The organism is Butyricimonas sp. BSD2780061689_150309_C8 (assembly GCF_015560935.1).
Taxonomy (GTDB): Bacteria; Bacteroidota; Bacteroidia; order Bacteroidales; family Marinifilaceae; genus Butyricimonas; species Butyricimonas paravirosa.
This window is the reverse complement of the sequence record NZ_JADMSV010000015.1, coordinates 43,350-64,119: the sequence shown is the minus strand read 5'-3', so window position 1 is coordinate 64,119 and position 20,770 is coordinate 43,350. Positions and strand designations below refer to the sequence as shown.

14 protein-coding genes are annotated in these 20,770 nt (G+C 44.8%); 3 read left to right on the top strand and 11 right to left on the bottom strand.

Annotated elements, in window-relative coordinates; translation table 11 throughout:
• Nucleotides 1-183: 183 nt before the first annotated feature.
• From I2I33_RS12265 to I2I33_RS12250, 4 genes are all read right to left on the bottom strand, one after another.
• Nucleotides 184-2,409: a patatin-like phospholipase family protein gene (locus I2I33_RS12265; RefSeq protein ID WP_229128287.1), complete on the bottom strand. Its 2,226-nt coding sequence runs from the start codon at nucleotides 2,407-2,409 to the stop codon at nucleotides 184-186.
• Between the two features lie 426 nt (nucleotides 2,410-2,835).
• A complete protein-coding gene (locus tag I2I33_RS12260; RefSeq protein WP_087422128.1) occupies nucleotides 2,836-4,215 on the bottom strand; it encodes an alpha/beta hydrolase family protein in 1,380 nt (459 codons plus the stop codon).
• Between the two features lie 43 nt (nucleotides 4,216-4,258).
• Nucleotides 4,259-4,918, bottom strand: a complete 660-nt coding sequence (locus tag I2I33_RS12255; RefSeq protein WP_087422127.1) for a hypothetical protein — start codon at nucleotides 4,916-4,918, stop codon at nucleotides 4,259-4,261.
• Complete coding sequence (locus tag I2I33_RS12250) at nucleotides 4,899-5,693, bottom strand: metallophosphoesterase family protein (protein WP_087422126.1); 795 nt, start codon at nucleotides 5,691-5,693, stop codon at nucleotides 4,899-4,901. The genes I2I33_RS12255 and I2I33_RS12250 overlap by 20 nt, the downstream gene beginning before the upstream one ends.
• Before the next feature lie 225 nt (nucleotides 5,694-5,918).
• Between I2I33_RS12250 and I2I33_RS12245 the strand changes: the two genes are divergently transcribed.
• Entirely contained in the window at nucleotides 5,919-7,043 is a 1,125-nt protein-coding gene (locus tag I2I33_RS12245; protein WP_087422125.1) for a histidine kinase, read from the top strand.
• 50 nt (nucleotides 7,044-7,093) lie between these two features.
• A complete protein-coding gene (locus tag I2I33_RS12240; protein ID WP_087422124.1) occupies nucleotides 7,094-8,809 on the top strand; it encodes an ATP-binding protein in 1,716 nt (571 codons plus the stop codon).
• Nucleotides 8,810-8,874: 65 nt separating this feature from the next.
• Here the strand turns inward: I2I33_RS12240 and ybaK are convergent, their stop codons facing one another.
• Nucleotides 8,875-9,348, bottom strand: coding sequence for a Cys-tRNA(Pro) deacylase (gene ybaK / locus I2I33_RS12235; RefSeq protein ID WP_027199809.1), 474 nt, complete (start codon nucleotides 9,346-9,348; stop codon nucleotides 8,875-8,877).
• A gap of 298 nt (nucleotides 9,349-9,646) precedes the next feature.
• On the opposite strand from ybaK, the gene I2I33_RS12230 reads away from it, so the two are divergent.
• The gene (locus I2I33_RS12230; RefSeq protein ID WP_087422123.1) at nucleotides 9,647-10,042 is read left to right on the top strand and encodes a response regulator; all 396 of its coding nucleotides are present in this window, start codon (nucleotides 9,647-9,649) and stop codon (nucleotides 10,040-10,042) included.
• On the opposite strand, the gene I2I33_RS12225 is transcribed toward I2I33_RS12230, so the two are convergent.
• From I2I33_RS12225 to I2I33_RS12200, 6 genes are all read right to left on the bottom strand, one after another.
• A complete protein-coding gene (locus I2I33_RS12225) occupies nucleotides 10,032-13,328 on the bottom strand; it encodes a hypothetical protein (RefSeq protein ID WP_140402614.1) in 3,297 nt (1,098 codons plus the stop codon). The genes I2I33_RS12230 and I2I33_RS12225 overlap by 11 nt on opposite strands.
• A gap of 139 nt (nucleotides 13,329-13,467) precedes the next feature.
• Nucleotides 13,468-15,114, bottom strand: a complete 1,647-nt coding sequence (locus I2I33_RS12220) for a metallopeptidase TldD-related protein (protein WP_209279551.1) — start codon at nucleotides 15,112-15,114, stop codon at nucleotides 13,468-13,470.
• 27 nt (nucleotides 15,115-15,141) lie between these two features.
• Nucleotides 15,142-16,845, bottom strand: coding sequence for a TldD/PmbA family protein (locus I2I33_RS12215; protein ID WP_087422121.1), 1,704 nt, complete (start codon nucleotides 16,843-16,845; stop codon nucleotides 15,142-15,144).
• A 730-nt stretch (nucleotides 16,846-17,575) separates the two neighbouring features.
• A complete protein-coding gene (locus I2I33_RS12210) occupies nucleotides 17,576-18,256 on the bottom strand; it encodes a fibrobacter succinogenes major paralogous domain-containing protein (protein WP_087422120.1) in 681 nt (226 codons plus the stop codon).
• A 17-nt stretch (nucleotides 18,257-18,273) separates the two neighbouring features.
• Nucleotides 18,274-19,185: a hypothetical protein gene (locus tag I2I33_RS12205; RefSeq protein ID WP_087422119.1), complete on the bottom strand. Its 912-nt coding sequence runs from the start codon at nucleotides 19,183-19,185 to the stop codon at nucleotides 18,274-18,276.
• A gap of 11 nt (nucleotides 19,186-19,196) precedes the next feature.
• Nucleotides 19,197-20,765 carry a RagB/SusD family nutrient uptake outer membrane protein gene (locus tag I2I33_RS12200; protein WP_158571866.1) on the bottom strand — a complete coding sequence of 523 codons (1,569 nt, stop codon included), beginning with the start codon at nucleotides 20,763-20,765 and terminating at the stop codon, nucleotides 19,197-19,199.
• Nucleotides 20,766-20,770 lie beyond the last annotated feature (5 nt).

Sequence of the window (20,770 nt, the reverse complement as noted above, 5' to 3'; positions counted from 1 at the left end):
ATCTTTCTTCACACACGAATTAAATATTCATTTTAAAATGCTGCAATCTAGCAATATTTTCTAATATCGCAAAATTGCATTTCATCTATTTTCGAATTCCATAAACAATAAACGAGTATGACACGAATTACGAAATTCATTTCACCTTTATGAAACAAAAGCGCAAGTATAGCGGGAGAGCTTTTAAAAATAAAATCCCAGATTAAAGTAACACCCTAACTTTTCCGACCAGTCGGAGAAAGTAAAGACCAGATCAATCGGTCCCAGCATTGAATCCCGGGAATAACCGATTCCCCCGCCCCATATACCTTTACGACCGAAGAGGTCAAAGAAGTTATCGTCTTGCAGGGCATAGTTCCCGATAACGGAAAGATAGTGCTTTCGCCCCATGCGTTGGCGAAATTCCAATTTCCCCACGATCACGGCATTCTCGAATACCTCCACGTGGTTAATTCCCACGAAAGGCATCTGCTGCGTGTTGTAACGTCCGAACTCCGTTCCCCCGAGATTATTAAAGTAAGAATAGGCAGGATCATGCCCGATTAACACCCGCCCGAACGCGGAAGGGATCACTTTCAAACGGTCGGAAAGGGAAACAACCGGGCAGAAACGAACCGACAGGGCGGAAAACGGCGATCCCCCGTCATACGTCGCCAAGTTATCCGTGTACAACGAATAAACGGCCTCCAAGGAAACGCCCCGGGAGGGGTAGAACCGACGATCGTACGTGTCCAGTTCCGCCACCCCGTAATAACTGAAAAAGCCCTCGGGACGAACGCTCATCACCTCGTCCTCGTTGGAGAAAAGCAGGGAATTGTAATCAAAATACTCATAGCGTAACCCCACCTTGAACTTAAAATTACGCAGGTACAGGCTGGACAGCCCAAGTTCCCCCGCGTGGTAACGATAAGTCACGTTATTCGTTTTCTTCCCCTTCCGGTAATAATCCACGTCATTGTAGCGGAACATGTAAGCGAGGTTAAACCCTCGCAAGAAAGTATTTTCCAGTGAATATTCCAGTTTCACGTAAGGATTCTTGCTCAAACGCCCGGTTAACGCCAGTTGTGACCCCCGCAGGCTCCTGTTGTTTAAAGTCGTGTTCAACAAGATGGCCGCCATATCCTCCGAATCAAACCGGAAACCGATATTCAGCGTACTCATGGGATTGGATTTCAGGCTTAACTCCAAATCGTAGGGAGCTGTCCCTAGCAACCGGTAATTCACCGCCACGAATGCTTTCGTGCCGTACAGGGTCGCAATTTCACGATGAATATCATTCAAGGTGATCTCGCTATTTTCCTCTATCCGCATTTTCCGACGCACCCATCCTTCCTCCCGCAAGGAGAGTCCCCGGATAATAACATTCCGGATGGCTATTTTTTCCGGTTGATGGGCTTTCGGGATTTCGTTGTCCACGTTCCCGGATTCCCCGATCAATTCTTTTACCCGCATGATCTCGGACCATTGTTGCAGTGCCGCCACCTTTCCCCGGGCCAGTAGCGAATCGATCGCGCGGGCGCTGAAACTGGCGGCCGAGAATCCTTTCATATCGGGACGAATCACCAGATCGGCAAGCTTCACGTTCGCCTCGTGCTTGTTCATGCAGAGAAGGTTAATGATCTGCGGGATCACGCCGGAAACAGACTCCAACTTATCCTCCTTCATCAAATCGGCCTGCACGTCAACCCCGATCACGATCTCCGCGCCCAACTCACGGGCCACGTCTGTCGGAAAATTATTCAATATTCCCCCGTCAACCAGTACCCGGTCCTCCGTCCTCACCGGGGTAAACACGCCCGGAATGGCCATGCTCGCCCGCATCGCCTGCACGAGATTTCCTCCCTTCATCACGATCTCTTCCCGGTGGAACATATCCGCCGCCACGCAGGCAAACGGGATCGGTAATTGCAGGAAATCAAGGGAATCATGATAACCAATCGTGAGATCGGAAAAGAGATTATACACGTTCTGCCCGCTGATAAAACCTGACGGACGCTTTTTCCCCCGGTCAAAAGGGACGGAAAGCAGGTACTTGCCATCCTGTTCCTTCTCCCCGAAAGGTAGGTCATAACGGTTCACTTTATCACTTAGAAGGAACATCCAATCCTGCACCCGCACGAGGCTATCGAGTTGATCGGCCGAATAACCAATGGCATACAGACCGCCCACGATGGAACCCATGCTGGTTCCCACGATGACATCCACGGGGATCCCCGCTTTTTCCAACACTTTCAACACGCCGATGTGTGCCACGCCCTTCGCTCCCCCTCCGCTTAACACGACTCCCACTTTTTTCCGTTGCGCCTCCACAGTCGGGAGCATCAACAGCAATAACAAGCCTATCACGAACAGGCGTCGGGCAACCGGGGCATGGAATTTCGGGTATCGGGAAAGTTGCGGGTATTGCATGGTATATATTTTTAATTTAAAATTTAGAGTTTAGAATTTAGAATGCTCCCCTTCGAAGGGGTGTTCAAAAGTCATTTTCAAACTCCCTCCCCCCTTCGGGGTACTCCCTCTATAAACAGAGGGAGAGTTGAAATACCCTCTGTCTTCGGGAAGAGTCACCAGCTCCTCCTCTGTTTATAGAGGAGGTGGCACGAAGTGACGGAGGAGTTTTTTGAAATTAAATGACTTTTTGGGAAAGCCCCGACAGGCTGCATTGTTATATTGAAACGTCTTCTTGCGTCCGTCTCTCCCCCTGTGTAAGGGGGAGCCGGAGGGGGTAGTTAAAGCGCCGGCCCCGTGCGGCTGGAATCTAAAATCTAAAATCATTAAATCACTGAATCTAAAATCATTAAATCACTGAATCGGAAATCACTTAATCAATAGGATCTAAAATCCTTTCCCCTTGATCCAATCCCCGATCTCTTTCAAGGCCACGGGCGAAAAAGTTTCCTCTATCGTGCCGTATAAAGCGGGTGAACCCGATTCGCAAGTCTGGAAAAGATGATTTAAACCGGGTAACTCCTTCACGGTCACGCTCCGGTTTTTCCCAGTCTCCAAACCTTTCTTGATGATCCCCAAGTTTTCCGGCAAGACTTGCAGGTCATTACTCCCGTTCAAAACCAGCACCGGACATTTCACATCCCTCAAAACGGGAACAGGGTCGTATTTCACGAAGAAATACATCCACGGGGACAGCACTTGTCGACGCCAAAGTTCGGCACCCCGCTCGTCTTTCATGTTTGCCGGCAATTTCCCCGCTTGGTTCAAACTATCCATGTACGCTTTCAAAAGCGGTTCGGCCTCCCGACTCGACGCGCTCGCCAGCACGATGTCAAAACATCGGCGATTCACGGCAGCCGAGTAATCCAGCTCCCCGGCAGTCGCTCCCGTCACCCGTCCCATCTCTTTTTGCTGTTCCAGTAATATATGATCACCCCGTAGCCCGGGCCCTGCCAACAGGACGATAAAAGCCACGTCCCCGGAACGACTGGCCACGAGGGGGGCGATCATCCCGCCTTCACTATGCCCGACAAGTCCTATATTTCGTATCTTTCGATCATTCTTCAAAAAGTTTACAGCAGCCTCCACGTCATCGGCGAAATCAAGCGTGGTTGCCGTCTCGAAATTCCCGGTTGATTGTCCCACTCCCCGGTCATCAAAGCGCAACACCCCGACCCCTTGCCGAGTAAGATAGTCGGCAAGCACAAGAAAAGGCTTATGTGCCATCAGTTCCTCATCCCGGTTTTGCGGCCCGCTACCGGAAATCAACACGACAACCGGGTAATGATCGCCCTTTTCCGGTAAAGTCAGCGTACCCGCCAAGGTCACGCCCGCTTTCGTGTTTTCAAAGGTCACTTCCTCTACCCGGTATGGATAGGGTGGCTTGGGTTCCTGTGGACGCAAGAGAGGCTTTTCCTCGTTGCCCCGCATTAATTCCAACGGCAGCGTCAACCCGCCCTGTACGAAAGTTCCTTGTATCCTATCGGATCCCTGCCATTTCCCGGAGAATTTCATTCCAAGGGCCGGAGCCGTGATGGTCAACACGTTATCTGCGTACTCCGTTTTCCCCGTGGGAATTCCCTTTGCCCCCTGATCAGGGCTATCCATCGTCGTCGTCCATGAATCCCCGGAACGGGAAACATGAAAAACAAGCCTTAATTTCACGCCCTGAATATTCAAGGTTCCACCCCAATGTCCGGCAATATCCTGCGCGTTCACGATCATCGCCACGAGGACAAAAAATACGGATACAAATACTCTTTTCATGCTATTTCTCGTTTACATTATTCAACAAATATACGAGAAATAATTACAAGATATGCAATTTCACGCCAAACGAGAGGCTCAGGATGTCCCATGTTCTCACGTATTTATTCGTGGCACTACTGATGATGTAAAGATCACAGGTACTCAACTCATAAAATGCCGTGATTCGACGAAAGGGAGAATGAGGCCCCAGATCAAAAGCAATTCGCTGCCCGGTAAAGATATGAAAGCGTACACGGGTGGAAAACTTATAATAGTTATTCGGGTATTTTTCCGGTTCCTTCACCCAGAAATCATCGGATAACACCGTGTTCATGTACAGTCCCGTCACCAGTGGTTCCAACCACCACTTGCCACCGAGACTAACCTCCCACGGTGCGTAATTTTGTTTCAACGTGAACGTTACTTTTGCCTTGTTGGAAGAAAAACGAGGAATCAAGCCGAACATGATCTCCGTTTCCCACTGTTTTTTCCGCCCGTAATCCCAGCCTACGCCAAGGGAGAGCAATCCCATAGAACCGGCATATTGCACGTTCTGGTACTTCGGGATCAGACGGTTCCACCCGGATTTATATTGCTGCAACTTGCGCTGATGCCGTTCTGCCCGGCGTTGCTCCCGGTCATCATCCGTCATACCCAACACGATTGTAGCCATACCCATGAACATGGCCACGATGCCGACTCTAATAATAGACCACTTCATACTCGTATCCTCCCGGCGTTAAGGTGAATAACAAATAATTCTTATCTTTCATCGCGGCACAACCGATATACGGAATCCCGTCCTCGAACAACTCTTCATGAAGTAGCGTGTGACTGTGTGCGTGCAAACAGAACTCCACCCCCGGAAATTCCAGCAACAAGGCATGAAAACCACGGGCCACGTTATTGTTGAACTCCACGTTGAAAGGTTGCACGTGCATCACCGGAACCGTCCGGGGACATCCCACCGTGTCCTGCAATTCATTGTACATGAAGGTGAAGTCCGGCACCGGGTGTGAGTAGTCGAATTCCAAGGCATTCGTGTTCATGCAAACAAATTTAGTATTCCCCGCCCGGAAGGAGAAATTCTCATCCCCGTATACCTTCAGGAAAACATCCATCCCGTTTCCGAGAATATCGTGATTCCCCAACAAGGCCACGTAAGGCACCTTCAGCTTTCCCATAATATCCCGCACCCACAGGAACTCCTTCGTCAAGCCGAAATCGGATATATCTCCCCCGTGAATCACGAAGTCCACGTCGTCCCGCTTGTTGAGCGCTTTCACGAAATCTTCCGTTTCATCATACCAACGCTGACTATCACCCATTAACACGAACCGCAAGGTGTCTTTCCCCTCGCAGATTTCTTCTATACGAGCTATATTCTTCGCATTTATACCCGTTTCCCCGTGCAAACGCACATCGTACGGATGATACTCGATTAAATCACACCCGCATAGAAGTAGCACTATTCCATATAAAATTACTCTTTTCATTGCAATACCAGTTTATAGTCCCGATAATGCAAAAAGCAGACCAAATTATTTAGAATGATTATTAATATAAAACCGACACGGTTACCATTTTGGGAAGATACCCTACCAAAATGAAAAGGTTTTATCATTTACCAATCCGGCAAAGTCACAACAAAACACTGATTAACAAGTAAATAAACCAGACAACAATCATCTTGCATATTTTTTGCTATCTTGTTGGTCGTTATGGACAAGGAACAGAACGTTGAACACTTCCTCAGTCTTATAAGAAAGGCTAAGAGAGGTCATTTAAAGATATATATCGGCATGATTGCCGGGGTTGGAAAAACTTATCGGATGTTACGGGAAGCACATGATTTGCTTACCGCAGGAGTTGATGTACAAGTAGGTTACGCAGAAACACACGGTCGTGTCGACACGGCAGCCAAACTGGAAGGCCTTCCCGTCATTCCCCGTAAAAAACTATTTTACAAGGGCAAGGAAGTCGAAGAGATGGATTTACAGGCAATTTTACAAATACACCCGGAAGTGGTGATTGTCGATGAGCTGGCCCACACGAATATCGAAGGTTGCGTGAACGAGAAACGCTGGCAGGACGTGCTTGACTTGCTGGACGCGGGGATTAATGTTATCACGGCCGTGAATATCCAGCACATCGAAAGCCTGAACGGGGAGGTACAGGACATTTCCGGGATCGAGGTAAAAGAACGAGTCCCCGATAGCGTGTTAGGACAGGCCGACGAGGTGGTGAACATCGACTTGACCGCTGAAGAATTGATCTCCCGGTTAAAAGCCGGAAAGATTTACAAACCGGATAAAATTGAACTGGCCTTGCGTAACTTCTTCAAATCGGAAAACATCCTTCAACTCCGGGAACTAGCCTTGAAAGAGGTCGCCCTACGGGTGGAGAAAAAGGTGGAAAACGAGGTGGTGGAAAATATCGGCCTGCGCCATGAACGCTTCTTAGCCTGTATCAGTAGTCAGGAAAAAACACCGCGCAAACTCATCCGGAAAGTGGCACGCCTAGCCACCCATTACAATAGCAAATTCGTGGTCCTCCACGTGCAAACCCGCCACGAAAGTGCTGACCGCATCCCACTGGCCAAGCAACGTTACCTGATCAATCATTTCAAGCTGGCATCAGAACTGGGCGGAGAGGTACTTCAAATTCAATCGGACGACATTATCGGAACCATCATCAATGTTTGCCGGGAAAGGCAGATTAGCACGGTTTGCGTGGGAAAACCCAACATCCAGTTGTTCTCGTACGTGCGTTCTGCCCTTCGATACAAGAGGTTATTGAATAATCTGGCGATATTAAATGTAGATTTAATCATTCTCGGTTCATAAACACGGAAGAATTCTTGAAAATATCATTAAATCGAATTAAGTTTAGGGGTATGAAAATAAAAACGAAATTAACATCGGGAATCGGTCTCCTTTTCATGATCATCGTGCTACTTGGTGTTCTGGCGATCAGTTACATTGATAAACTGGCCGACGACACGAAAAATATCCTGTCCGATAACTACAATTCGCTCGATTACGCAAAAGGTATGCTTTATGCCCTCGATAATCTTGAAACGGACCGGGAAGCGTTAGATATATTCATGGAGAACCTCGAAAAACAGAGACTGAATATCACGGAAATCAACGAGTCGGAAGCCACCGACCGCTTGGCTCGCCATTTCAAATTGCTGGACGAGAATCCTAGCGAACAGAACATCCGGCAACTCCGGCTGGATCTGAACCAGATCATGAGCCTGAACATGGCCTCGATTCAACGCAATAGCGTGATTGCCGAAGACACGGCCCGGCAGGCCACGTTATGGATTTCCATTATCGGGATATGCAGCGTCGGGGTTGCCCTTGCCCTGCTCCTGTTGTTTCCCACGCAAATTACCCGCCCGATCAGCGAGTTGACACGCGGGATCGTGGAGATTGCCCACCGCAATTACAGTAAACGCCTGCATTTCGACTCTACACGGGAATTTAGTGAAGTGGCAACTTCTTTCAACGATATGGCCGAACGTCTGGAAGAGTACCAGCAAAGTTCACTGGCCACCCTGTTATCCAGCAAAAAATACTTGGAGGCTATCGTCAACAGTATTCATGAACCGATTATCGGTCTGGATCATGATCGACAAATTCTTTTCGTGAACAATGAGGCTTTGACCGTGTTAAACCTCAAACGGGAACAGATGATTCACCAATCTGCCGACGAGTTATCGTTGAAGAACGACTTGTTACGCCGCCTTATTCGCGAACTGGTACATCCAAACGAAAAGCACGAGCCGCTAAAGATATACGCCGACGACAAGGAGAGTTTTTTCCAAGCCGTTTACGTGCCGATTAAATTGACGGAGACCGAAACCGAGGGAGAAAAACAGGTCGGCAACGTGATTTTGTTAAAGAATATCACGGAATTCAAAGAACTAGATTCGGCCAAAACAACTTTTATCTCCACGATCTCGCACGAGCTTAAAACCCCGATTTCAGCTATCATGATGAGCTTGAAATTACTGGAAGATCAACGGATTGGCAGCTTGAACGACGAGCAACAATCTCTCGCAAGTAGCATAAAAGAAAATAGCGACCGACTGTTAAATATCACAGGAGAACTACTCAAATTGACCCAAGTGGAAACCGGAAAGCTGATTTTAAGCCCGAAGATCACGAAACCGATCGAATTGATCAACTATGCCGTGGCAGCTACCCGGGTACTTGCCGAACGTTTCGGATGCAATATTGAAGTGGAGTACCCCGAAAAGATTCATAAACTATTTGTAGATAGTGAAAAAATAGCTTGGGTGATCACGAATCTCCTCTCCAATGCTATCCATTATTCGAAAGAGAACTCCCGGATCATCGTGGGAGCCAAGGAAGTGGACCAGACCATACAAATATTCGTGCAGGATTTTGGAAAAGGAATCGACCCCAGATATCACCAAAGTATATTCGACCGCTATTTCCGGGTTCCGGGGACCAAAGTACAAGGTAGCGGGCTAGGACTAGCCATTTCTAAAGATTTCGTGGAAGCTCATGATGGAAAAATCTGGGTTGAAAGCGAGATCGGAAAAGGAAGTAAGTTCACAATCGCATTTCCAGTCCGATAAAAGAACTAAAAAGTAAAAACTAAAAGTTGAAGGAGAGCCAACTTTTAGTTTTTATCTTTTAACTTTTAACTTATCAACGTCGCCCGGGTATAAGTGATTAAATCTTTCGGGTTCAGCCGGATTTGTAACCCTCGAACACCCGCACTGATATAAATGTATTCGAACTTTAAACAACTTTCATGAATAAACGTGGGGAACTCTTTTTTCATCCCGATAGGCGAGCAACCTCCCCGGATGTACCCGGTAATAGGCAATAATTCCTTCATCGGAATCAAATCCGCTTTCTTGTTCCCGGACGCTTTAGCCGCCACTTTCAAATCCAGTTCATGATCACCCGGAATAACACAAACAAAGTAACCACCCCGATCCCCATGCAGTACTAACGTTTTGAACACCTGTTCGATATTCTCCCCCAACTGTGCCGCCACGTGAGCCGCGGCCAGATCATTTTCATCCACCTCGTAAGGAATCAACTCGTAGTCAATCTTCGCTTTATCCAGCAAACGAACAGCATTCGTCTTATTTATCTTAGCCTTCATATCTACACAATTTTACTTCCATACAAAAATAATGAATCGCCGGAAAATTGGAGTAAAATAGATGCAATTTCTGACATGGAAATCATATCATTAAACGAACGTTTATTGAATGTACAAATATAAGTATTTTTTACTTCATATCAGCTACGTTGCTTATTTTTTAAATTTCTCATGATCAAATGAAAAGCAAGATAAAAATTAACAATCCGCATTTTATTGGCAGCTCAATAAATGAGACATAATAAACGTTCATTTATTGAATGTACAAAATTACAACACGAATAGCGTTAAACACCTTATGGAACCAGAGAAACGCCCTATAATTCTTATTGCAGAAGATGATGAAAGTAACTACTTGCTTTTATTCGCTTTATTAAAACGAGATTACCAGATCATTCATGCACATGATGGAATTGAAGCCATCCAACTATTCAAGAATTTTCCTCCCGATGCAATCTTAATGGATATAAAAATGCCCCACATGGACGGGCTTACAGCCATGCAAACCATTCGAGAAATAGATCATGACATTCCGATCATTGTCGTTAGCGCGTACGCTTATGAACAGGACAAACAAACAGCTTACTCGTGCGGGTGTAACGCCTATATCATGAAACCCGTGGATGCCAAAAAGTTGACAAGCACCATTTCCCTCTTGCTATCTATTAAAGAACATCACATTTCTATTCATTAACGGGAATCCATTTCACGGCATTGGCAAAAATCAACTGCACGGCATCCCGTTCCCACGCGTAAGTGCCATCATTCTCCCACGTCAAAGAATCACCACCCCGGTCACTCAAAAACACGCTATACTCACCACGATCAAAATGATATTTTCCCAAAGAGATCCATCCCGGTTCCTCGTTATCCAACAATACTTCCACGTCCGTGACGTCATCCGCGGATGTCACCTGATAAAAAAGTCTCGCTCCCCCGATAAAAACCTTACGAGCCGAAGTCGCCTCCACGTCCGGAACATAAACCAAAACCTCGTACTTCCCGGGATTTTCCACGTTCACTTTCCACTCTACCTTAGATTTCCCTGTTCCGGCAATTTTATAATAAGCACTCTTCACGATATCCCCATAACAATGGCTATCCGTGGTCAAAGTCCAATGCTCGTGGTCATACACGTAACTATACTTTTTCCCGTTCTCACCTGTTGAGAAATAAGCGGCCAGTTTCCCTTTCCGCTTTTTCTCATGAATCACAAAACCGGGGTCCTCGGCATTCACAATCATTCCCGGAACTTTCCGAGTAAAAATAGCACTATCCACATCCCAAATACCCGTTTTCCCATCTTTCGTTTTTGACAAATCTTTGGATGAAGTCCATTCCAAGACATTCTCCCCGGGAAGATTCTGACTGAGATTCATTCCTAACGCGAAAACATCACGCATACCCAAATCGGCCCGAATCTCTTTACAACTATGTCCCGGAATTAAATAGTTACGCAGCCCGGACCCGCTCTCGTTATCCCCCATGGAATACGTTGCCACGCTCAGTGTCACAACTGCCGGAACTGAAGTAGGATTATATATTTTACAGCTACCTATATTTTTAGTCTCCTCGTCCTCTTCATACAATTCCACTTTCAAATCCCGGATAAATAGAGCCGGTAACTCCTTCCCCTCGTAATAATAATTCAAAATCTCCCGAAGATTCACATGAAAACGAGCATTAAACTCCCGTTCTAGCTCTTCGAAATCAGGTCGCATAAACAAATGACTTTGCTTAAATTGTTTCATAAAATTGAATAATTCCCGTTCCCCGACAAGCGCCTGCAAATGTTTTTGAATCAACTCGTATTTCTTCCTCAATAATTTCTGTAATTGCTCCCCCTTCACCTCTTGATCCACGAAAGCCTCCCGCATGGATTTCCCCTTCCAATAAGTGACAATCTCAGAATAACTGATCTCTTCTCCCACGTACACCATCGGTCCGTTAGAAAAGTCAACTTTGGCTAAATCGTTCACGATACCTCCAAAACCCGGATATTCATCCGATTGTAGAACACCCCCGAAATCACCAAACAGAACTGAACAATCAAAAACACCCGCAAGTAAATTCACGGCTAACAAATTACGAAACGCCTCCACCTCCAACTCGAAACGAGTCCTTTCATCCTCATCTCCCGGCCAAAAGCCCACGTGCGCATAATAACCCAAGCACATTCTCTCCGGATAAAATAGTATCTCCGGCTGTACAAATTGACTTCCCGTAACCCCTTTCCGTTGGTGTGGAATAAAATTCACCGGAGTCTCGACCAAAGTAAACTTACAAAAAGGATAATCACCCCCCTTTACTTCCCGCATCATACTTATCGGCTCTTCCACAAGGAACTCGGCGGAATCCTTCAGACTCGTGTAATCCCGCATGAAGAAGTCATGCCCGGGGAAATGATACAACTCGAACGTCAACGAGTCTAACACGATACTCCTCCGTTCGTACTCCCCGATAGTCAGACTTAGAGAAGGTAATGGCTCCCGGTTTCTAAAGACTGTAGTATCCCCACTCATCTCCATCTCTCCTTGCGAGATAGCCACTCGTTTCCCGACTTTCCCGACTTTCAACCGGTAACGGGTAAAATCATACTGACTAGCCAACGGGGCATTCACGTTTACCGGGGGAACGGCAACCGGATACCACAAACATTCAGGGAAAAGCAACGTGTAATCATCCCCGACACGAGCAAAACACCTTCCATGACGGAACATCGAATGATACGTCCGGAAAAAGCTCATCAAGCGGGTATCATGAAACTCCTCGTCCGTGAAATCCAGGAAACAAATTGCCTCATCAATCTTTCCCTCGTAAACCACGTGTAAAAGGATTTCTTCACTGGGTTGTAACGCTCTCTCCAAAAGGATGGCTTGGGATTCCCGGGTATAAGACAAGTTCTCCCCTTGCCCGCTTGTCAAGGCCGTTACCTCTAATCCCGGATTCAAGTAAAGCACGGGGCGAACTAAGGGCTGTCCTCCCACGTTTGCCACCACCAGATCACTCTCCCCCGTTATTTTATCCCCTTCCTGACGAAAATAGATATTATGTGCCTTAACGTGTCCCCCTTTCACTTCGGCGTACTTTTCGAATACCTCCCGGTACAAGTCTCTTCGATTATTTAGCTCGTGAAATATACCGTAATAAGCCCCTCCGAACAGGATGCCGATCAGTAGGAATGTCCATCCCCCGGCCCTCACTTTCCACGTAACACCTGCCCGTTCCGACAAACGCGGCATCATTCCCATGGCCAGCACAACAAGCCCCAATCCCAGAAAAACAAACATTCCCCGTTGTAAAACAACCCACTCCGGACGGGTCATTCCCGTCACATCCGAGAACAGAAGCGGCAATGCACGCCCCCACGGGTCAATAGTACCACACAATAAATCCGTGGTCCCGAAATAAAAGGCAGCAAATACAGCCAACAATACCAATACTGCCAAGGCATGATTCTTTACCCGGTTAGCCACGATTAAAGCGACTCCCAACACGAAAAACAGCGTGGGCAAGGTCATCACGAACAGGTAAACAAAATAAATCTTCAACTGGAAAGTTCCCGGTTCCCCGAACAAGATATGAAAAATCATCCCTAATCCCATTGTTATCAAGTTCAGCACGAGGCAAACCTCCACGATCCCCAACACCTTTCCCGTTTGATAAGCCAAATTAGTCACCGGACGGGCAGAGAACACGGCATTTGTCTCCAAACGTCGATCCCGCCACACGAAATCGATACCGATAAAAATCACGATAATCCCTTGCACCAAATTATAAAACCAAGCATTCCAAAAAGGAATAAACGAAGGCAAAGCCCTGTTTAACCACCTAAGCCCACCTAATGAGTCGCCTTGCCATAGCCAGTGCGAAAGAGAGATTCCCGCAACGACACAACAAGCGAATATCCAAAACAACTTATTTCTTATGATCAGGTTTCGCTCGTAACGGGCCACCAGACGTATATTTTCAAATGTCATACCTATTATCTTAAAAAAGTAACAACCAACCTACTGAACAAAGGTATTCATTCCCAGTGAACATTACAATAAAAAGGGGTATGTCTTTCTCGACATACCCCTAGTTTGTAAAGTTTATAAAATTAGCCACTCGGCTACATTATCTCTGCAACGGGAATTTCAACACCGGTTCTTTCTCTTTCTTCGGTTCAGACTTGTTGATTTCCACGTCCTCGATCAAAACCGAGGCCGGATAAATCAAAGAAGAAAGCACTTGACGATTCAGGATGTAGTTAGACACGTTTTCTTTACTTGAAATGTCCAGTACCCGTTTGATCTTCGCCAAATTAATGGCAGAAACATCACCGAAACGAACCTGTGTTTCACTACCATCTTTCACGTCAACCTTGTAAATACGGGATGCCGGTCCGGCAATACTGCGCACGATGTAAGCATAATCCAACCCTTCATCCTTGGCAGCCTTGATTAATGCTTTTTTCATCTTGTCCTGTTTCGTTCCCTTATCTACTTGGATATGAATAGTTCCCGGAGCCGTGGCATAAACTATATCACTTCCGGTCATCACGAAACGAGAGCTACCCGTGGAGTGCTGAGTTTTCAAAGAAGGTACCCGACCATTCAACATTTGGCGCAAGATCCCCTTGTCAACCAGCGTCATCTCCTTTTCCGGAATAACACCTTCCGCGTCGATCTCGTAAGCACCTAACAACGGGGTCCCATCGTATTTCTCCAAGCTAGTGTAATTTTTCACGGTCAAACGGTTGTCAATAATCTTTCTCCCGATACGACCTTCCAACGTTCTGCCTCCCGCCTGACCAATCGGCTTACGATAAGCAAATAATCCCCCTTGATTCAACAGGTTGTTCACGAAAATACTGGAAGAAGCCCCGTCTTCAAAAAGAACCGGCCCGGAATAGAATTCTTCAACCACCGGGGCATTTCTCAACTTCATCAGATTTTCAGCAAAAGCAGTTACTTTCTTTTTCAAATCTTCCAAAGAAGGCATATCCTGCGGGCGAGCAACCAAAATAGAAAGCGCATCCCCGATCCGTACCCCGTCTTCCGTGGTTACATATCCTTGTGCAAACAGATTCGCATAAGTAACCGGTTGTTTCATGGTCACGTCCTCGCTCGTCTGTTTGTAAACTTCCATATCCAAACCGCTAATACCCACGGATGAGTTGTAAATTTCCTTGTAATTCTTGAATATCGCAGAAAGTTCACGAATCGTGTTTTCCCATTTCTTTATATCAATTTCATAGGGGACCTTGCTTTCCACGATCTTCGTGATCGGTTCTGCCTTTACCAAGTCCGGCAATTGAGCCTCCTCCGGAGTTTGCGGGTTTGACTTCAAGGCCGCTTCTTTGGCAGCAGCTTCACGCAACGCCATCTTGTAAGCTGCATCGGATACCAACCAAAAATTACGACGAATCATGTCATAATCCGCCTCGGCCGGCATCCCTACCTTCATGAATTGTCCCACGAAACGAGTATCGTTCGTGTTATTATAATCACCCAGCAACAACTGAGACGAGCCTACCCCTCTCCACGGCAATTCCAGTGAATTCGTGATCGCTCCCAGCTCCCCAACAACTTCAAACTGGCGGAACCTACCTAAAGAAAAAGACAAATAAAACGGTTTATCCATCCCCGGCAATGCCAATTCAGCTTTATTTCTTTGTAATTCATCCTGCATCGCCTTGAAGATCACTTGATCTTGCTCATTCTGTGCCACCACTGGCCCTACCAGCAGGAAAAATATTAATAGTGATAATATATATCTCATCTTTCTAGTTTTATAATTTCCACATCTTTATTTCGTTCCCGGAGCCGGTAAAATCGGTAAAATATCTTGAGATTTCGCTTTTCTTTGCGTCTCTACCTTATTCACCAAGATAGTCGGAGAAATAGCCGTTACAGGAATTGAACCCGATTCAGCACCACACATTCCCGTGAACACGCGGGCATCATTTCCGGCATATATAATATTAGAGAACATGGAAAGCGGGGTTCCGATCAAATCCACGCCACGAACCAACTGGTCCGGACGACCGTCAGCAAATACTTTGTACACCTCCAGCGGGGTCACGTTGAAGGAATTGGTACCACCTTTACCCGTGAATGTAAATCCACTCGTCACCTCCTTGAAGAAATAACCGTATTCTTTACCTTGTTTTTTTACCTCTTCAATCAATAATTGGCGTAATTCTTCGGGAGTTTTCGGGTTAGAAGTCTCGATCACCAAATTAGACTGGCGGGAAACAGGGTCAAACCCGTCGCTGGCACGGGCGTGTCCGTTCGTGCGAGGATGGCCGTCGATCGGGGTACGGGTCATCAGGAAGTCATTCAACTTACCGTTCACCACAACATCCACCCGTTCGGCTTTTACACCCTGATCATCATACTTATAAAATCCGTTCAAATCCTCTCCTGCATACTTCCGAAGTGTCGGGTCATCATACACGTGCATACCCTCCGGCAACACGAATTGACCGATCATTTTCTTGAACGTCTGCCCGTCACTCTCGCTCTTCATACGTTGTCCCTCGATCCGGTGACCGAAAATCTCGTGGAAGAACACACCACTGGCAGGGCCAGATAGCAAGGCCGGTCCCGTGTAGGGATCAACCACCGGAGCCACACGCAAGGCTTCCAATGTTTTCACCATCTCTTTAGCATCTGCAATAATCTTATCATTGGCGGGAAGATCTGCCGGATCATAAGCAAAATAAGACAAGTTCAACGGCAATTCCATTCCGTCATCGGCTTTTGTCTCCCCAAACACCATAATACGGGCATACGGTAGATTCTGCACGACTTCCGTTCCCTCGTTGTTCACGAAATAACGTCTTTCCACCGTGTAGATCATGATCGCATCCCCTTTCATAATCCCGGGGTGGTTTTTGAACACGGCCGAAATCTCTTTCATCCGGGCTGCCCATTGGTCCATATCAATCGTCATCTTTTCAGCCGGGAGCGGGGCCTCATAATATTTCTCCACTTTCGCCTCAGAAAAATAAGGAGCCTTATCTTCTTCTTCCACGTTTACAGAGCTTTCTGCTTTCGTTTTCTGGTACATATCCACGGCAAACTTGTAACGATTGTTCACCTCGTCCCAGATAGCCTGACGAACGGCATCTTCATTATTTTCCTCATCCAACGGCAAACGAGCCACGGAAGGGCCTTGGAACCGGGACATGGCCGATCCCATTTGATTAAATCTAAAATTATCGAGTTTCTCATCCCCTAACCGAATCTGCGGAACTAACGTCCGGGAACGATACTGCTGACTGTTCATCAGCGCCCCGAAAGAAGCAGACACTACGGAAGAAGTCACATCAATCACCCTGTAATTCATGTGATACGGGGGAAATTCTTCACCTTTTAGTTCTTTCATCTGTTGTGCCAACTCTTCTTTCAGAAGTCCTAGCAACTTATCCTGTCCTTGCCCGTAAGTCTTGGGTACAAACAACAGGGAGAGAAAGCAACTAAAAATAACCAATACTGTTTTTCTCATGTGTAATTGTTTTAATCATGTGAATAATAAAAGATCATTGAAAGATCACGCACTATTTTCGTTAACAAATATAAGACGAATCTTTTGTGTAACAATACTCAAACGTTTTAAATTTTTCTTAAAGTGAAGAAATGCAAAAAAGGATGATTTCCCATCACGGTACTCTCACCCTCGTCGACAAATTAGAATTCAAAATATTACATTTATATGTAACTATATCTTTTCAAAAAACGTTTTCCAAAAAAGCCTCCGGATCATTAAATGGAATGTCAACTCGGATTTAATAAAAAAAGTGTATACACACTTCCGGAGGCTTATTCCTTCATGTGCTATACACTTTCTTATTATTTCTCGAATTGACAAGACAAAGGTAAATATTTCTTTAATATAAACCACAAAAGAACAAAATTATTTATTCTATACCGCCAGCATTTAACATTCCAACCTCCGCCTCTTTACGAAAATCTTCAACCGTATTTCGTTGAAATTATATCATAACACTTTTAATCATAACGCAGTAATTATATTTACATACATCATTTGTGTCTTTTCAATTTTCCACGAAAATATCTATTTCTCCAATATTTTATATTTTTCACCCGAATTTCATCCATTCCTCTTTTCCTTCCTTAATCCTCATTGAAAATAGAACTCAAAAATAAATTCCTAACAGGCTCATGGAACCTATTAGGAATTTTCATTCCACAAAACAATTTCATATCTTATATCCCTAACGGACATCCCGACAACATCGCACATTCAACCAATTGGTTTTCATTGTACTTGCTCGAAAAACCTGAGTCGAATTATAAGCGATTTTACGATAAAAAATAAAACCACTATTATCCGGATCTTCGGTTGCAGTCCAGAAAAAACCGTACACACCATGGAAACGCCAGTTCTCCGTATACGCCACCGTATGCTCGGAATAAAATCCTCCAGCAGTTAGTTGCATTCCTGTACCCTCATCGCCTTGTTGTAGCAGTTCACCCTCATAATATCCCCTGAAACCTTCACAAGCGGCATCCTTCACACTCATTCCCAAAGCTATTTCCAATTTCTGCCAGTCCTCGTCTGTTGGCAAGCGCCATCCTTCCGGAGCAACTAAAATAGCGGCATTGTAATCATACCAATACCCATATTTCTCGTACATCTCCTCTTTCATTGATCCACCTCCCAACTCCCCATCGCTTTCATATTTCCCATACAACCCGGATTCGGGAGCGTACCGCATATTACTGGTCATCCATTCCAAGTCTCCAAATCTTACCCAACCATATTCATTCCCATCACGTTCATCCACATAAGTTCCCGATGCATCCGGTTTAACAACGGGTATCACCTCATTATCATTATCACATCCCCAGATCGAAATCAACCCAAGGAAAACATATAATATCCCTTTATTCATAATTCTTTATTTAATCATTAATCGAACTTTAATCCCAGATCAATCAATACTCTCTTCATCTCATTCCATTTCGTTACACAAGCCGGATAACTTCCATTTTCAGTCATGAATTCTTCTTCCGTCATCGTTAACAAAACATTTACATAACTAGCCAAATCTTCCTCTTTCGAATACCATACTCTCACGGTTCCCATAAGTGGATTAGACCCCAAAAATCCCACCGTTTTAATATCATTCAACGGAGCAAAAATAGACCATTGTTCATAATAACCTTCCGCAAACGAGAAAAACTCCTCAAATTCGGAATCTTCCACTTTAGAAATACTATTAGAAACAATTTGTCTCAAAACAACAGCCGCATATTCTTCTTTTTCCTCTCCACTCATATTTAGAATATCCCTAAAAGCTACCGCCATACTATTCCATCCAGCGATATAATCCATATCCTCATCAACTAATTCGTACTGATCCCCATCTAAACTAGCCTGATAAGCATTAATCCGTTTCACCAACAATAACGAATAGGGATAAAGTTTCGAGCTAAACATATTTAATATTCTCTCTTTCATAAATTCTACAGCTGCCCGTTGAGATTCAATATCATCAAGATATTCAAAAAGATACCTTTGTTTCGACATGGATGTTAAATAATAAGAGAAATCTACTTTCTGTACGAAATAAACATCGTTACCATATCGATCGGTTCCCCGATATTCCTTTCTCAACGTGTCATTGAAGAGCAAATGAATTCCCAATGTTTCTTCAAATTCTTTACGTAACAAAGACTCCGGATCACTGGCATCTTCAGAGATCTCGTAATAATTATCTTTTAGATCCAATGGCTGTACATCTTCTTTCTCCGAACAACTCGACAACAAGCATACACACAGCCACCCCAAAATATATAAATACTCAAGTTTCATATTCATAGTTCAAATTATTAATTCAATGATTCTATTCTATAACTCCTCACCGGATGAGGATTATTTTGCATTCCCGTGTGAAATTCCAATACTTCATGGGGTATCGGTAAAACATAAGCCGGATCATTCTTCTCTAATTTATAGACCCGTTTCTCGATCTTTTCATCGGAAGAATCATCTTTATAAACATAGTATACTTTTTCAATTTCTTTGGAATAAGGATATTTTTCACATACCATATACCGTCTCAAATCAAACCAACGATGTCCTTCCAGACATAACTCCCGCCGACGTTCTTCCCGAATTTCCGTCACTAACTCTTCTCCGCTTTTCTGAAGTGTCGCATAACTTTCATTTTTAAAACGTTTTACTCGCAATTGTTCCAACAAATCCAGAGCCGTCGCCTCATCACCCAAATAAGCCGCTGCCTCCGCCCCGTTCAAATAGGCTTCTGCATTCCGAAACAAGAAATTATCCGATACCTCTATTTTCCGTCCCTCGTAAGCTAACGTGTAATTATAATAATAATCAGCAGCCGGATCATCATTCGCAAACGAAGAACTCTCTGCAATTTTAGCATATCCAACAAAATCATTATACGTCCAGAAGAAAACAGACTTCCTTAAATCTGTTATATCATAAGTATCATACATTTCACGTGATACTTGAAAACTCTTGTACTGATTGACTGTGTTATGAGTAATGGCATGACCACCCATTGAAAAAATTGTCTCCACAGAACTTTTGGATAGGAATCCCCCGGAAAATCCATTCAGATCCAAGAGATCAGGTTTAACAGCAATCACTTTTCGGGCATACTTCAAAGCTTGTTTCCAATCTTGTTTGTACAGGTAGAAACGACTCATCAGCAGATGTACAGCCGTACTATCAGCCTGATATATCGTACCAAGTAAATTCGCTTTTCCCAAACAATCTTCTGCAATCTTCAAATCCGATTCTATTTGTTCATAAACCCGGGCCACGCTCTCGCGCTGAAAAATTACATCTTGAATCTCCCCCGTAAGTTTTAAAGGTACCCCTAAATCGTTCTCCGCAGTGGAAATTTCATAGGGTTTCCCATACAAATTTATTAACGTAAAATAATAAGCCCCTCGTAGGAAATAAGCCTCCCCTTTCACCCGGTTTGCCTCTGCTACTTCATTATCACCTCCCTTGATATATTCATCAATAAGGTCAATGACACTATTTACAATATTAACATGGTAATATAGTTTCGTCCAATCACCGCTTTCATCTGCAAAAGAAGAACCGTATTCATTCACGCCACAACGATCTTGCCAAGTATAATATCCGAAAATAGCATCTCTTCGATTAAAACCACTGGAACCGAAATCACTTTTCTCACATTCTTCTGTTTCATCCGACATATAGTGAAGATATGGGTAATAACTAGCTACCTGTTCTAACGAATAAGAACCATTCACTTTCATATATCCCTCACCGATTAACAACTCTTCTAAATCTTCATAACCACGAACTTGGACGGTATCTTGCGAATATTCCTCCAAAAAGCTACAACTTCCTAGGAAGAAAAGTATTATACTATATATAATAATATATTTCATAATTG